This window comes from Fretibacter rubidus (assembly GCF_041429785.1).
Lineage (GTDB): Bacteria > Pseudomonadota > Alphaproteobacteria > Caulobacterales > Maricaulaceae > Fretibacter > Fretibacter rubidus.
On record NZ_CP163423.1, the window covers coordinates 520112 to 533745 of the forward strand.

Below are 13634 nucleotides of genomic sequence, written 5' to 3' on the forward strand. Positions count from 1 at the left end.
TATGTGGAAACGCAGCCAATCAAAATATGGAACGACCCCAATCCCTGAAACGCCATATCAGAAAGCAAAACAGGTCGTGGATAACCGTTTAGGTTCCGCGCTCGTGCGCGGTAAAAATTGGCGGTTAGCTTTCTTTGGTCAAACTGTGCTTAGCGCAATATTGGCAGGTGGGTTTATCTGGCAAGGCGCACAAGCGACGGTCACGCCATATGTGATTGAAGTGGACAGCACAGGCGGCGTCAAAGCCGTTGGCCCTGTGGCAGATCGCTTTATCCCAAGCGACGCCCAAATCGCTAATCAGCTTGCAAAATTTATCAATAACGTGCGCTCTGTTTCGATTGATCCTGTTATACTGCGTGAGAATTGGCTGGAGGCTTATAACTATGCCACCGATCAAGCGTCCATCACGCTGAACGCTTACGCGCGAGATAATGACCCGTTTAGCGAGGTCGGACAGCGTAGCGTCACAGTCGATGTCAAAAGCGTTGTGCGCTCGTCAGCAGATAGCTTTGAAATCCGCTGGCGAGAGACATCTTATCGCGGCGGCGCGCAAGTCAGCGCGCAAACATTTACGGCCAGCCTTTCCGTTGTGTTGCAGCCGCCCACGGATGCTGAGACGCTGCACCGCAATCCGCTCGGTCTCTACGTCCACGGCCTGAACTGGTCAAAAGACTTATCCTCACAACATGCCTCAGAAGGAGATACCCAATGAAAACTTCACACCTACTCACGACCATTAGCCTTATCGTTTTTTCATCAGGGCTAACGGGTTGCGCAAGCTTGCAAGGCGCTTTGGCTAAATTCAAATCGGGCGAAGTCACAACATCCGCAGATATGTCAAAGGCAGTCTATTTAGAACCGGCAATTGAAGCAGTTGAGGAGCAGGTTGCGACGGAGCCATATGTTCAAAATCTCATCATGCCCGGTCAGATGAAAGCCAACCCCGTTAATGTTGAGTTTTACAATCCGCCAAGCCGAACAGGGTTTCAGGCGGTAAGCTATGCAAACCGCTCTGCCGTAGTTGAGCCTAACTCCGACAATTATCTGAATGCTATTCAGCTTTATCCTTATACACCGGGTTCGCTCTATCAGGTTTATACGTCGCCCTCGCAAGTGACGGACATCGCCCTTGAAAAAGGCGAAGCCCTGACATCGGTCTCCGCCGGCGATACGGAACGCTGGACAGTTGGGGATACGGTGTCAGGGTCTGGCGCAAATGAGCAGGTGCATATCCTAGTCAAACCCATGGCCCCGCAGCTTTCAACAAATGCCGTCATCACAACAACGAAGCGGACTTACTATCTGGACCTGAAATCTTTCGCAGATACCTATATGGCCGCCGTGTCGTGGCGATACCCGCATGATGCTATTCGGCAGATTAAAAGCCGTATTTTGGACGAGCCGCGCTTAACGCAAGCCAGCTTTACCAAAGCCAATCTTGAGTTTGACTCGGATGAGCTGCGGTTTGATTATTCTATTAAAGGCGATACCCCCAATTGGCGGCCTAAGCGTGTCTTTGATGATGGGCAGAAAATCTATATTGAGTTTCCTGAAGGTTTAGCCGTGTCGGAAGCGCCGCCGCTGTTTATCACGGACGGCGATGATAATATTGGCAAGCTCGTCAATTACCGCGTCAAAGGCGAGTATTATATCGTTGACCGACTGTTTGATTTTGCCGAGCTGCGCTTGGGCGAGAAAGATCAAACCATTGTCCGCATTGAGCGTGAGTCATGAACAGCGCGGCGCCAGATCTGACTATACGCGCACGTCCGCGCGCGGTGCGCCGTTTTAGCCGCAAAGCACTGATGGGCGGCGGGCTTGTCTTAGGCGTTATCATGTTCGGGGCTTTGGCTTTTGCGCTGCAATCTCCTAATTATGACGATGAGCGGGCAGATGAGCTTTATAATGTCACGCATAAGCCGATGGCCGATGGCTTGGAGCTTTTGCCAAAGTCCTATGCCGAGCTAAAGCCGAAACTTGGCCCGCCATTGCCTGGGGACTTAGGCGCGGCCTATCTGGACAGAGTGGGTGCGGTTGAAGAAATCGAACCGATTGCCACACGGGCAGAGCCAACGAGTTTGGGCGGCTATCGACCCGCACCCGTTCAGCCGCGATATGAACGGGCTACAGACTACGCTGCGCCGCCAACAGTAGAAAAACCAAATCTGTTTTTTGAATTATCAAATCGCAGCTCTGATACGCTCCCTGTGCAGACCGCAGATCTTGGACTGGATTACTTACCGCAGATGCCGAGCTATCCCGATGTCAGCGCGCCGCCATCTGCTTTTGATTTGTCGCCTGTGGCTACAGACCAAAATCGGCAGGAAGCTAAACAGGCTTTCATGGAGCGTGACACTGACGGTATTTATAACTCGCACGGTTTAGTCTCACCGCGCTCACCTTATCAGGTTATGGCGGGCAACATTATTCCAGCCTCATTGGTGACAGGCCTTAACTCTGATCTGCCGGGGCAGGTTATCGGACAAGTGACTGAGAATGTATTTGATACAGTGACGGGGCAACATCTGCTTATTCCGCAGGGGTCTCGCTTAATGGGGCGCTATGATAGTGTCATCGCTTTTGGGCAGAGCCGTGCTCTGGTCGTTTGGACACGGCTGATACTGCCCAACGGTGATAGCATACAGCTTGATAATCTGCCGGGGTCCGACAGCCAGGGCTTTGCAGGTCTCAAAGACAAAGTGGATCGTCACACTTGGCAGTTCATCAAGGGCGCAGCTTTGTCATCGCTTCTGTCCGTTGGTTCAGAGCTTGCCAGCGACGACACAGACCGACTGACGCGCGCGTTACAAAACGCCGGACAGGACACAGCCAATATAGCCGGGCAGCGGATCATTGACCGCAACCTCAATGTTCAACCGACCCTGCGCGTGCGCCAAGGATGGCGGTTCAACGTCATCGTCTCGCGCGACCTTATCCTCAAACCTTATGGAGCCAACCGATGAGCCAACCCAAAATTAAACTTGATAAACTTCCTGATACGAAGCCTGTCAAACACACGATAACGGTGATGCCTGAACTAGAAGCCGATCTGAAGGCTTATGCTAAAGTCTATGAGAAGGCTTACGGCGAGAAGCAGGACATTACCGCCCTTATTCCGTCAATGCTTGCAGGATTTCTTGCCAGTGATGCCGGTTTCAAGAAGGCCAAGCGCGAGCTGGTCTAGACCCCAAGAAGCCAGAGAAAGGAATTATTATGGCAACCATTGGAACATTCAGCCCTACAAAAGCCGGAGGCTATGAGGGCACAATCGCGACGTTAATGACAAGCCGCAAAGTTAGGTTTGTCCCGAATGATAAAAAGAAGACTGAGGCCTCTCCGGATTTCTTTGTGAAGTCAGGCCGCTGTGACATTGGCGTGGCTTGGAACGAAACGTCTGAGCCGCAAGATGATAGCGAACCCATGGACTATATCAGTGTAAAACTTGACGGCCCGGAAATGAATAAGCCCATCAATGCGGCATTATTTGACCGCGAGGATGGTGCTGACTTGGTTTGGTCTCGTCCGAAGTCTTAATAGCCCTATACGAAACGCAATTCTGCGCGTTTCCCTAAGGCACGCGCCAGTTTCTCAATAGTGGCTGGCGTGGGCCATTGTCCGCTTTCGAGCCTTGAAACTTGGGCTTGCGTCATACCGGCTTTCTTGGCGAGTTCCGCTTGAGTAAGACCGGCCTCGGCCCGCGCTTTAATCATAGCGCTGGCCACAGCATATTCCGGAGTCAGCTCATCATAGGCCGCTTTGTTTTTGGGATCCGCCAAAAACTCTGATTTCATATTTTTGAAAGCGTGGGTTTGTGTGCTCATGGTTCAAATCCTTTCATGCGGTTTTTAGCTTTATCCAGCTCCTTCTTTGGAGTCTTCTGGGACTTCTTCACGAAGGCTGAACAAACGATGATCCGTTTGCCAACAACCGTGAAGTAAATGGCCCGTGCTATTCCGCTTTTTCCTTTCATTCTCATTTCCCACAAGCCGCCTTCAAGATGGCGTACATGCGGCATCCCCACCTGTTGCGGGCCGTGTTCAGTAAGCATGTCACCAATTTGAAAGAACCTCGCTTGTAAGTCGCGAGGCAGTGATTTTACTTCGCGCCTCGCAGCGGGTAGGGCTTCGATTGTCCACTTACTCATATATCACTGATGATATAATACGTAATTCCATAATGTCAAGATTTATCGTATTATTGGTGGGCGTTGAGCATGGAGCGACCGGCTTAAATCGCACCCAAAAACAGCCGCTGGCATTGTCTGCGATTTGCTGTGAGTTTCGATTCATTTCGGGCGCTTTTAAAAAGGAAGTCGATCCTCAAACTGGACGTTAGTTTTGAATTGCTTTTTCAGGCCTGTTATTTCGTGCAAATCTCACGTACTACAATTGATATGCAACTAGAGAACTCAGGAAAAATGTCTGAACTAGAGGATGATAAAATAGCTATCTCAATTTGCGCATCTTCAATTTTAGCTTTTGAAGAATATGACGCGATGACAGAGGGTGGGTATTGGTTAGGGAGCACTCCAGAATATTGGTATACGACTAATATTGCTCAGTCTTTAAACCAGACCATGAAAAATAGATTTGTTGTGCTGGAAAATTCAGTCACGGAAATTCATGAATATGCACAAAGAGGAAAAGCCAGGTTAGCGACTAGCGAATTAAGGGCTGCGGGACGAGCCGATATTTCTCTCTGGACAAAAAATTGGAAACCAAGAGCTATTATAGAAGTTAAAAAAGGCTGGCATTGGGATGAAACTCGTTTTGCCCCAGATATCCAACGGTTATTAGAGTCATTGCGCGACCTTGGGCGAAAATCCGGCGTTGGCACTCTAAATCATGCTTACTTTGTATTGTTGACTGATACTTCGAAGAAAACAAAAAAATTAGGGTTCTCTCATTTTGAAAATCTTGAACAAACAATTGCAACAAGGATTAAAGAAAAAGCTACAAAATTTAAGGGTGAATATCTCGTACACTCTCATAGGCAGTACGGACGTTTTATCTGGAATGGTAAAAAAAGAAAGAAGGGTTCTTGCTTCGCCGCAATTGTATATAGACTAACTATCAAAGTTTGATTTTTTACGTACTTTTTAAATAATTGGAGTGTTGCTCAAGTAGAGCACGCATCAAAAAAATTAATGCCTGCTTCACTGCCTAAGCTAAAGTCGCGATAATCCTCATAGCGGAACTTAGCTTCCTTAAGAAATCGAACGCTTTTGAGTTGAGCGACATCTGATAATGCCAAGGAAAGTTGGACGAGAAACAATACAAAAGCACGAGGATGACTATCATCATATAGGCAAAGCCATCATATTATTTACAAGGAAAATGTGTATACGCGTCTTCCTTCTTTGGATTGAAGATAACACGGCAGGTCTCATTATAGGTGGACCGGTAAATAATATCTAATTCTAGCTCTCGAAATTGTTGGTACTCGTCGTCGCTTAAATCGCTTATGATCTTGAATATGTGCACCTCACTACCCGGACTGAGCACTGCCCCTTTCGGAAGGGTCGTTCGTAGAATTCTATTCCGCGATGCGTCGTCTCTTGGCCATCCTATTTTATCTAATACGATCTGTAAGTATTCTCTCTGGGGCGTTCCATCATCCTTGTATGTCTCGCGCAGAATCGGAACATCATCAAGGGTGAAATTCATACTTTCTATAAAAGCTGGCCCAAGTCCCGCATTATCAACGCGCAAACTCCGAAACGTCAAATCATTTGATCCCTTTAATGATACATCCAAATGAGGTCTCAATGCCAACCGATTATGTTCTCTCGTCTCCAGTATTTGCCATCCTGTGAAGCCAGCAGCAATAAAAGCAATAGTTATTGCAAAAACATCAAGGGTGACGCGTTTCGTTTTATCCATATTGTTTTCCTAGTATGCTCACTCAGTTTGGATTTTTGTTTTGATATACGCAACGTTAAATTTATGGTAGCCAATTATGAAAAACGGAGGCGCGCAATGTTTAAAAAATTCATGAACTTATTTCTAATTCTTGTTATTCTCGCGCTCAGTGGATGTGCGTCGATTGTTGACTTCAGCGAAGGACGCCCATTGAAGGATAAAAGTCTACCTACAGTTCAAGTTTTTTATGACAGACAAGGCGATATATACACTTTCGAAAGTCTAGCAGAAGGCGCAGAGTTAATCGATAACTCAGATAATTCACTGATATGTGCTCATGATAATTTGCTCTGCGGAAAATCTGAATTTGCGCTTGAGAACAATAAGCCACTGCAAGATAGCTATGACGACTGGCGGCAATCACAAACAGCTGAAATCAAAAAGACAGTCCAACGTATTATCGCTAAACTTGAAAATACCAAGAACAAAAAAATCGTAATGCTTATACACGGATTTAGAGTTGACGATGCTCGAACTGACTATAATCAGGTAAAAGCTCTCATTATGAATAATCGGAACGATGAAGCGTCCCCTCTATTTATCGAGGTTCATTGGGATGGACGAAAAAGCCCGACACTACCTTTGAGCGCGCTCCGAGTTTGGCCCCCGGCCCAGTGGTCTGCGCCAATAGTAGGCTTTCGTATTCGTCCCCTAATCAACGAACTAAGCACCGAACTGCAAGCCGCTGGTCAAACTGCCGAACTGCTTGTTATCACTCATAGCACCGGAGCAGTTGTGGCAGGGTCACTCTTTGGTAACCCCGAAGCAGCACTGCCTTGTTTAAATAGCATCAAAGACGCTAAAATATGTGGGCCAAATTATGCAGAATTTAAGGAAGCCGCGACCTCCTTAAATTCTGCTGATCAAGTGCCGCAGTGGAATAAATTGAGCGTAGTCATGCTAGCCCCGGCAACGACATCCACGACCTTCGTTGTACCAAACCAATCAAAGTTAGGGTTTCAAGGCCCAAGTAATGCAAACCTGTTTTTCTCGCATAGCAAGGATGATAATGCGCTTCAAAAATTTTTAAAGGTGCCACAACTTTTGGGATATTCAGGATTAGGAGCTGTTCGAAAAGATTTAGAAGATATTGAACATGGTCTGGGCGAGTTTGTTCCCAAACGCGCGAATGTAACTGTCATGGAAATGTCAGATGACTTGGGCTCCGCACATGATTGGGGCGAGTATATGCTTAGCCGGGAGTTCTATAAGGCTCTGCAATTACTTTGGGGCGATACATAAACTCAAAAGACCTGTCACTCTCCATATCAGATGGCAGCCTAGGGGATATTGTCACCTGTTGAATTTGAGATGATAACAAAATGAAGTAGCAAGGTGTCTACAAAGCTAGGGGCGTATTACCTCTAATTTAGCGCTAGTATATTACAGGACGGTTACTATAGTGGTTTATCAGTTAATTACATAGGGGCCAAATATGTATTCACTTTCAAAATTCATGGGAGTAAGTTTTGCTTGCTTAGCACTGCTTCTAGCGGGGTGTGCAACACCGCCAAAACAAAAAGACCTTACTGTAAAGAATGTATTTGGTGTTCAAAACAAACCAACATTTACAGATAAACAAGATGGAACTAAATCAATCAGTTTCGGTAACGAATTCAGCTACGATACGTTTGTTTTTAATGCCGCTTCTTTGAAGGAGCAAGATCAGATTGTCCTAGGAAGCTTAATACTCTCTGCCTCGGACGCCATGTGCTATGAATACCTCAACAAACTAACACAAACTGAGGGAACTGTTAAAACCATCTTGGGGACAACCGCTCTCGCGCTGTCAGGTGCAGCCAGTATAACGACACCTGTGGATAGCGCCAACATACTGGCAGCACTCTCATCGCTCGCGCAAGGTACGGAAGATGAATTATCAGGTACTGTTTTAGGCGGTATAAGCGGCTACACTCTTGTAGAAGCTGTGAAAAAAGGCCGCAAGCAAACTCGCAATGAGTTGATGGCTATTTGGACAGGCGGGTCAGATGCAGATGCCTCTATTAAGCAAGAGATAAGATACGGCCAATTTATGTCTAGAGTCCGAAACTATCATGATGATTGCGGAATAGCTTACGGAAATAAGGTTATTCAGACCGCTATCGCCGAGCCATAGCAGATATTTGTAGAGATCACTGTCCGTCGTCATACAAGGCGGCACAGATTTCGGCATAGGGCAAGAGAGACCTCACTCACCCCGTTGAGTGATATTAGTCTTAGCCACAGACACGTCAGGCAGAAATGTCTCGGCTACAACAGACCGTTTGAGATTGGCTCGAAGATGAATTCTTCGGAATTGTGTTACATAAACGACCGTTTGCCGGACACAAACCTAACCCTATGTCTTTGCCCCACGAGCAGCCCAAACTGAGCGGATTAAAGTCGCCTCAATTTAAGCCGCTGTTAAGCTTTATCGATACGGCAGTATTCGTTTCATGACGACCGCTTGGAAAATTTTCCCCGTGATCCAATCCAGTCACCACATATCCTCTATGGTCATCCAATCGAAATCGAGCATCATCTGCCATGGGAAAAGTTTACTGCTCGTATTTACAATTTTTTACTTCGCTTTTGAAACCGGGTTCAGAGCGACCGCTAAGATAGGGAACTTACGAATTCTTACGAAGCTTTAACGCTGCTGAAATGCACCCCAGTACTGCATAAATCACCCTCAATTGGTCCCTATTTGGTCCCTTGAGTTTTTTGCACGAAATTGACGATTACCGAAAATCGTCTAACTTGTTGTTTTTATTGATAAAAATGGTGCCCCCACACGGGGTGCCCATAGTCCTTAATTTCTAATTATTACAATGATTTAGCTCTTTGCGCAAGTCGTTTGTGAGGCAAAAAGTGCGTTAATTTGTGAGGCAGAAATTAATACTATTCATTCTTGCTTGATCAAAGTTTTCAGCGTTGAAAAAGATTTCAGAATCTTCCTACGATGAAACCAAATTTTTGTGGCGCACAGCGTTCTAATGCATCAGCGATAATGTGGGAAGTAACATAACCTTATGAGCAAAAGTTTGTGGCTTTTCAGAAGCATAAAAATACTCTACTTAGAATAGACTTGATGATCTATTGCTGAGTTGCTTCATATTTTATCTTAGATGCCTAAGTGGCAGAAGGAATTAATTGTTACTTGTCAGAACAGCAGACCTGAAAAAAATCAGTTCGTTGCGCCTAAGAAACCTCACTAGAACAGCTTTATTTTCAACTAAAACTGAACAGCTCAAGAAAGTTCTTAGATCTATTTCTAAGGAGGCTACTGCCCAACAAGCTTTTGATGTTTACTCAACATTTTTAGATGCTGGCGCAGAAGATGCCTTTATACCCACAGCCTTTCCTAAAACACCAGCAGAGATACGAGGTAACGTGGCTGGTGCACCGGGGGAGTTAGCGGTTGAGATAGCAATTCAATTAAGTAGGATCGTCAAGCATCGCGAACAACTCAATGAATACGTAATCGCAATGTCCCGACTGTCTAATGATGTTTCGGAATCAAACTGGAACAGCGTAATTAAACAAGTGAAAAACCTAATAGACTCCCATGGTGTATCCCTAGCTCTGTTTTCTAAATGTCGAAGTTTAATGGCTTTAAAGGGCAGTGAACCGATAAGAAAGGAACTGGATTCGTTAATTGATGACTGGTCGAAGCCAAGCCCTACGGTAATTTTGGCGTCTATCATTGATCTAGTGGATCGCGATGACGGCATGATCTCTACTAGAAGGCGTTTCATGTCTTACATTGATGAAGGTTTTCTTAAGTCAAGAAATTCACAAGCTTTGTTGCGGTACATCAATGAGGGTTGCCCTACATCCCCAGAAGAATGCGCAACAACTCTTCGAGGGCTTGGCATTTACAGCCTTGTGGACGTATTTTTCTTCCTCGTACAAATTCCAGACGAGTATATTTCCTTACCCGAAAACCTCAATAACTTAGTCAGTGATTTGCGCATGTTTTGGGTAGATGCTTACAATGATGTGAAAATTGATAAGCTAGGGTCAGAGTTCATGGTAGAGGAAAGCATAAAAGACTTTCACTTTCTCAGACATCTTCACCATTGGTCTGATGTTCCTAGCGTTTGGCAGTATAGAACAAAACTTGAAACGTCTCTAGGGCATCGGTTTAGTTCACGAATTTCATTAAAAATGGCTGGGTCTTCTTTTTTCAAAAGAGGTTCCAGTGCGACCCCACCAAACTTACCGACGCAACGTGAAGACTTAGGTGAAGACGTAATCACATTTAGTGATCAATCTTATTGGCGGAATACAATTGTGCTGGTGGAAAATTGGACTGATGATATTCTTCCAGCAAAAAACTCTAGGATGAGCTTCGTCGACGCATTGGAAATAACAGTCAATGTAGCGGAATTAACTACACCGGAAGAAATTGAAGCGCTTGGAGATGGATTGCCCTCTGTGAGCAAGCACTTTGATAACTATGTAATCAAAACCTTACTGGACGATGCATTGGATACAGATCAATCTGGGTTTGAAGTTAGGATGGCTGCAGAGGATTTAATTCTTGAGGAGTATGATGGGGACATTATTTCTTTTGTAGAAAACACACATGTCCAATATCCGCGCATCGCAGAGCATTTCGTTGAGAAGTCTTCGGAATTGTTTCTATCTCAATTATTTGAGCTTCTTGAGACGCCGAATGAAGTCGCTGAGGCTAAAGCGCAATTGCTGGAGTGGCAACATGCTATTGACCCCGAAGCTAATAGCTTAATTCCTTCTCTTGTTAAAAGTATCAGGTTCAGTTCAAAACTGCAGCGGCTTAAAAATGAAGTGGCGGATCGCCGACTTTTCGTAGACCCTGACCGATATTCACTTTATTTGAGAGAAAGTGTTTTGCCAATGCTGCAAAGATCAAGCGATGGTGCTATGCTGGTTATTCAACAAGCAGAAGTTAACAAGCTCAAAAACCCAGTTAAAGTAATTGAAAACCCTAGTCTTAGATTTGCAAATTTATTGGATAGTGCTTTTTCCGAATTTTATACGAATTGACATTTCGGCCTAGACTCTTACATCGGCAGACGGATTAGACATGGCACTTTGTCGCTAACAATCGAAAGCCCGATCGTGGCAAGGGTCAACAAGTTCATTGAGGAATATAAAGATACAGATTCTAAAGTGATCTCATACCTCAATGAGTGGCTAGATAGTTACCGCACGATAGTATCCGATTTGGTCAATGAATTTTTACATGTAAAGTCTACGACTAAACCCGATGGAATCTTCAACCCCTCTCTTCTTGGACGAGAGGTAACTCTATGGTTTCTTACTATGAAATCAATTCATGAGCATGTTGAGACTGGCGTAAGAGATACAAGCTTGGTCCCAGTCATAATAAATTGGTTCTGGCGGGTCGCAGAAACTGACATTGCATCTGCAACGAAGCTATTGAGTAGCTTAAAGCAAAAAAGTGTAATGCAGAATACAGTGTGGTGCTCTGATCATCTAAAGCCTGAATTCGAAAAACTCATCACTGCAATTAACAGTGAAATTGATGCTAAATTTGCAGTCGTCGCGGGTTGGCTGAAGAAGCCGCCGTCTTCTACCATAGAAGCCGATATTGATGATGTTTTTGATGTGGTTGTTGACGATATCAAAGACCTATTTCCAGATTACCGTCCAGAAATTGAAAGAAATACGACTGACCCACTTCAACTTATTGGTTTCGGATTTACGTATATTTATGACATCCTTTTTGCTCTAATTGGGAATGCTGCTAAGCATGGTAAAAGGAATGGCAGACTTGTTTTCAGAGTAGAAAAAACGGCCGACAATACGAAATCAGCTAGTTGGAAGATAACAATTGAGTTTGACCTAATTTCAGAATCTGATATGTGTAAAATCAAGACCGCGTTTGATGAAGCTAAAGCGGCAGGATTAGATAATCCTCATCAAGTAGAAGGCGGTACCGGTATTCCAAAGGTTCTAGCTGAACTCTCAGAAAATTTTGAAAACGGAGATTTAGATATATTAACCACGCCTACATCCTGCGCGGCAACAGTTAGCTTTGAGCTTCCTCTTGTCTAGTCGGCATGTTCTACTGATTGAGGATGACGCCAAGAAAGCGCAAGATATTAAGGCGCTTCTAAGTCAGCTTCTACCAAGCGCAATTCTCACCGAGGCCTCTACTATACAGGAGGCAAAGAAGCGTCTGAGAAGGCAGTTATTCGATCTGGCAATTGTAGACATGGCACTTGCTGGGAGGCCTTCTCTTCAAGGAAAGGGAAACCCTACACAGTTCCCTAATGGCGGTTTAGAAATTTTACGGACTATCGCAGCACGTAATTTAGAAACTAAAGCTATAGTTATAACACAATTCCCTACGGTTGACCTTGAAAAGGAGACTGTTGATCTGAAGAACCTAAAACAAAAAATGGAAATTCTTCTTGGCGAGCGTTTTCTTTCATCAATATTGTATCAGCCCGCAGATAAAATTTGGGAAGAACAATTTAAAAAATCGTTGGACTGCTTATGAAAATTCTATTGATAGAGGATGAAACTGAGAAGGTTAACTTGGTAAAAGAAATTGCTCTCAAAGCGCTTCCTCACCAAACGCCAGTTTTCGAGGTGGCAGCGACCTATACCGAAGGTAGGAGGGCAATTCGTGGCGGAGCTTATGACTTTATCGTCATGGACTTCTTACTACCTTCCAGTAATAGCGATGGCGAAAAAATTGATCATGGAGACAATCTTGCGCGAGCAATTCGTTCTTCTGAATACAATCAGCGAACCCCCGTGGTTGCTGTTACTCAGTACGAACAAGTCGATAATGAACGAAAGAGATTATTCTTAGAGCAAAACATTCACATCGTTTGGAACCAAGATGTCCAACTTGATTGGAAAAATGCAATTGCAACGTTTTTTAAACTTAGCGACACCCGTTTACGATCTGATTTTATTCTAATCACTGCCTTGGAAAAAGAAGGGATGGCTTTTCAAGAGGTCGATGGAGTTTCAATAGGCACACGTCGCAAGGTTAGAGGACTCAATTGTCGAGAAGTGACAGTTGGAGAGAGATCTGGTCATCTAATTATTCAGCCAGACATGGGGCCAATATGTGCGGCAACTATTACGTCACGATGTTTGATGGAGTTTGATAGTCCTCTTTATCTTATGTCAGGGATATGTGGTGGTGTGACTGGTAACGCTAATATCGGAGACGTTGTACTCGCAGATCGAGCTATCGATTACCAAGCTGGCAAACGTCAACCAGGCGGACACTTTGATCCTGATGGAAAGACGATTTCCGTTCTTCCAAGTGTCTTGGAGGCGTTCAACGACTACAGAAATGAAAAAGCAGACGAAGACTTGAGAGGTATCGCGCTACTGCATGAGAATTTTAGGAATGGCGAGACGCTTGTAGGGGCAGTTGCTACAGGTTCAGCTGTGGTGAATGATGCAGATGTTGTTAAAAAAGATATCACACCACAAGCTCGTGATGCACTTGGAATTGATATGGAAATATATGGTGTATATTACGCCATATATTCATCTGGCTGGAATAGTAACTTTGCAGCAGTCAAGACCGTTGTTGATCTAGCAGACGGGTTCAAAAATGATACTTTCCAAACTCAAGCATGTTACATTAGTGCAGTCATTTCATGCGATATAATTAGGCGACTTTTGACATGAGTTAATTTGGCCGTAAATCTGAAATGGATAATTTCTGCTAACTGCTATTTTTATATTAGAAAT

Annotated in this window: 15 protein-coding genes; 12 read left to right on the forward strand and 3 right to left on the reverse strand. The window is 44.7% G+C overall.

Annotation, left to right across the window (positions count from 1 at the left end; genetic code table 11):
- Position 1: 1 nt before the first annotated feature.
- From trbF to AB6B37_RS02460, 5 genes are read left to right on the forward strand one after another with little or no spacing between them, the layout of a single operon-like run.
- On the forward strand, positions 2–712 hold the full coding sequence (trbF, locus tag AB6B37_RS02440; protein ID WP_371397309.1) for a conjugal transfer protein TrbF: 711 nt from the start codon (positions 2–4) through the stop codon (positions 710–712).
- Positions 709–1734, forward strand: a complete 1026-nt coding sequence (gene trbG / locus AB6B37_RS02445; RefSeq protein WP_371397310.1) for a P-type conjugative transfer protein TrbG — start codon at positions 709–711, stop codon at positions 1732–1734. Before trbF ends, trbG begins: the two co-directional genes overlap by 4 nt.
- Positions 1731–2963 (forward strand): TrbI/VirB10 family protein, encoded by a 1233-nt coding sequence (locus tag AB6B37_RS02450; RefSeq protein WP_371397311.1) that lies wholly within the window; start codon positions 1731–1733, stop codon positions 2961–2963. Before trbG ends, AB6B37_RS02450 begins: the two co-directional genes overlap by 4 nt.
- The gene (locus AB6B37_RS02455; RefSeq protein WP_371397312.1) at positions 2960–3184 is read left to right on the forward strand and encodes a DUF2274 domain-containing protein; all 225 of its coding nucleotides are present in this window, start codon (positions 2960–2962) and stop codon (positions 3182–3184) included. The genes AB6B37_RS02450 and AB6B37_RS02455 overlap by 4 nt, the downstream gene beginning before the upstream one ends.
- Positions 3185–3213: 29 nt before the next feature.
- Positions 3214–3534: a DUF736 domain-containing protein gene (locus AB6B37_RS02460; RefSeq protein WP_371397313.1), complete on the forward strand. Its 321-nt coding sequence runs from the start codon at positions 3214–3216 to the stop codon at positions 3532–3534.
- Between the two features lie 5 nt (positions 3535–3539).
- Here AB6B37_RS02460 and AB6B37_RS02465 read toward each other — a convergent pair whose 3' ends face one another.
- A complete protein-coding gene (locus AB6B37_RS02465; RefSeq protein WP_371397315.1) occupies positions 3540–3821 on the reverse strand; it encodes a helix-turn-helix domain-containing protein in 282 nt (93 codons plus the stop codon).
- Positions 3818–4144, reverse strand: coding sequence for a type II toxin-antitoxin system RelE/ParE family toxin (locus AB6B37_RS02470; protein WP_371397316.1), 327 nt, complete (start codon positions 4142–4144; stop codon positions 3818–3820). The genes AB6B37_RS02465 and AB6B37_RS02470 overlap by 4 nt, the downstream gene beginning before the upstream one ends.
- Before the next feature lie 129 nt (positions 4145–4273).
- Here AB6B37_RS02470 and AB6B37_RS02475 point away from each other — a divergent pair, with 129 nt between their 5' ends.
- Positions 4274–5083, forward strand: coding sequence for a hypothetical protein (locus AB6B37_RS02475; RefSeq protein WP_371397317.1), 810 nt, complete (start codon positions 4274–4276; stop codon positions 5081–5083).
- Between the two features lie 238 nt (positions 5084–5321).
- On the opposite strand, the gene AB6B37_RS02480 is transcribed toward AB6B37_RS02475, so the two are convergent.
- A complete protein-coding gene (locus tag AB6B37_RS02480; protein ID WP_371397318.1) occupies positions 5322–5882 on the reverse strand; it encodes a hypothetical protein in 561 nt (186 codons plus the stop codon).
- Positions 5883–5978: 96 nt separating this feature from the next.
- Here AB6B37_RS02480 and AB6B37_RS02485 point away from each other — a divergent pair, with 96 nt between their 5' ends.
- The 6 genes from AB6B37_RS02485 (at position 5979) to AB6B37_RS02510 (ending at position 13571) form a co-directional block, all read left to right on the forward strand.
- On the forward strand, positions 5979–7163 hold the full coding sequence (locus AB6B37_RS02485) for a hypothetical protein (protein ID WP_371397319.1): 1185 nt from the start codon (positions 5979–5981) through the stop codon (positions 7161–7163).
- A gap of 193 nt (positions 7164–7356) precedes the next feature.
- Positions 7357–8037: a hypothetical protein gene (locus tag AB6B37_RS02490; protein ID WP_371397320.1), complete on the forward strand. Its 681-nt coding sequence runs from the start codon at positions 7357–7359 to the stop codon at positions 8035–8037.
- A gap of 1016 nt (positions 8038–9053) precedes the next feature.
- Positions 9054–10931 carry a hypothetical protein gene (locus tag AB6B37_RS02495; RefSeq protein ID WP_371397321.1) on the forward strand — a complete coding sequence of 626 codons (1878 nt, stop codon included), beginning with the start codon at positions 9054–9056 and terminating at the stop codon, positions 10929–10931.
- A 75-nt stretch (positions 10932–11006) separates the two neighbouring features.
- Positions 11007–11966: a hypothetical protein gene (locus tag AB6B37_RS02500; RefSeq protein WP_371397322.1), complete on the forward strand. Its 960-nt coding sequence runs from the start codon at positions 11007–11009 to the stop codon at positions 11964–11966.
- Positions 11959–12414, forward strand: a complete 456-nt coding sequence (locus tag AB6B37_RS02505) for a response regulator (protein WP_371397323.1) — start codon at positions 11959–11961, stop codon at positions 12412–12414. Before AB6B37_RS02500 ends, AB6B37_RS02505 begins: the two co-directional genes overlap by 8 nt.
- The gene (locus tag AB6B37_RS02510; protein ID WP_371397324.1) at positions 12411–13571 is read left to right on the forward strand and encodes a hypothetical protein; all 1161 of its coding nucleotides are present in this window, start codon (positions 12411–12413) and stop codon (positions 13569–13571) included. Before AB6B37_RS02505 ends, AB6B37_RS02510 begins: the two co-directional genes overlap by 4 nt.
- Positions 13572–13634 lie beyond the last annotated feature (63 nt).

What these genes read in the sequence shown, in the direction of transcription:
- trbF (WP_371397309.1), top strand. Translation starts at nt 2, where the DNA reads ATGTGGAAACGCAGCCAATCAAAATATGGAACGACCCCAATCCCTGAA.
- trbG (WP_371397310.1), top strand. Translation starts at nt 709, where the DNA reads ATGAAAACTTCACACCTACTCACGACCATTAGCCTTATCGTTTTTTCA.
- AB6B37_RS02450 (WP_371397311.1), top strand. Translation starts at nt 1,731, where the DNA reads ATGAACAGCGCGGCGCCAGATCTGACTATACGCGCACGTCCGCGCGCG.
- AB6B37_RS02455 (WP_371397312.1), top strand. Translation starts at nt 2,960, where the DNA reads ATGAGCCAACCCAAAATTAAACTTGATAAACTTCCTGATACGAAGCCT.
- AB6B37_RS02460 (WP_371397313.1), top strand. Translation starts at nt 3,214, where the DNA reads ATGGCAACCATTGGAACATTCAGCCCTACAAAAGCCGGAGGCTATGAG.
- AB6B37_RS02465 (WP_371397315.1), bottom strand. Translation starts at nt 3,821, where the DNA reads ATGAGCACACAAACCCACGCTTTCAAAAATATGAAATCAGAGTTTTTG.
- AB6B37_RS02470 (WP_371397316.1), bottom strand. Translation starts at nt 4,144, where the DNA reads ATGAGTAAGTGGACAATCGAAGCCCTACCCGCTGCGAGGCGCGAAGTA.
- AB6B37_RS02480 (WP_371397318.1), bottom strand. Translation starts at nt 5,882, where the DNA reads ATGGATAAAACGAAACGCGTCACCCTTGATGTTTTTGCAATAACTATT.
- AB6B37_RS02485 (WP_371397319.1), top strand. Translation starts at nt 5,979, where the DNA reads ATGTTTAAAAAATTCATGAACTTATTTCTAATTCTTGTTATTCTCGCG.
- AB6B37_RS02490 (WP_371397320.1), top strand. Translation starts at nt 7,357, where the DNA reads ATGTATTCACTTTCAAAATTCATGGGAGTAAGTTTTGCTTGCTTAGCA.
- AB6B37_RS02510 (WP_371397324.1), top strand. Translation starts at nt 12,411, where the DNA reads ATGAAAATTCTATTGATAGAGGATGAAACTGAGAAGGTTAACTTGGTA.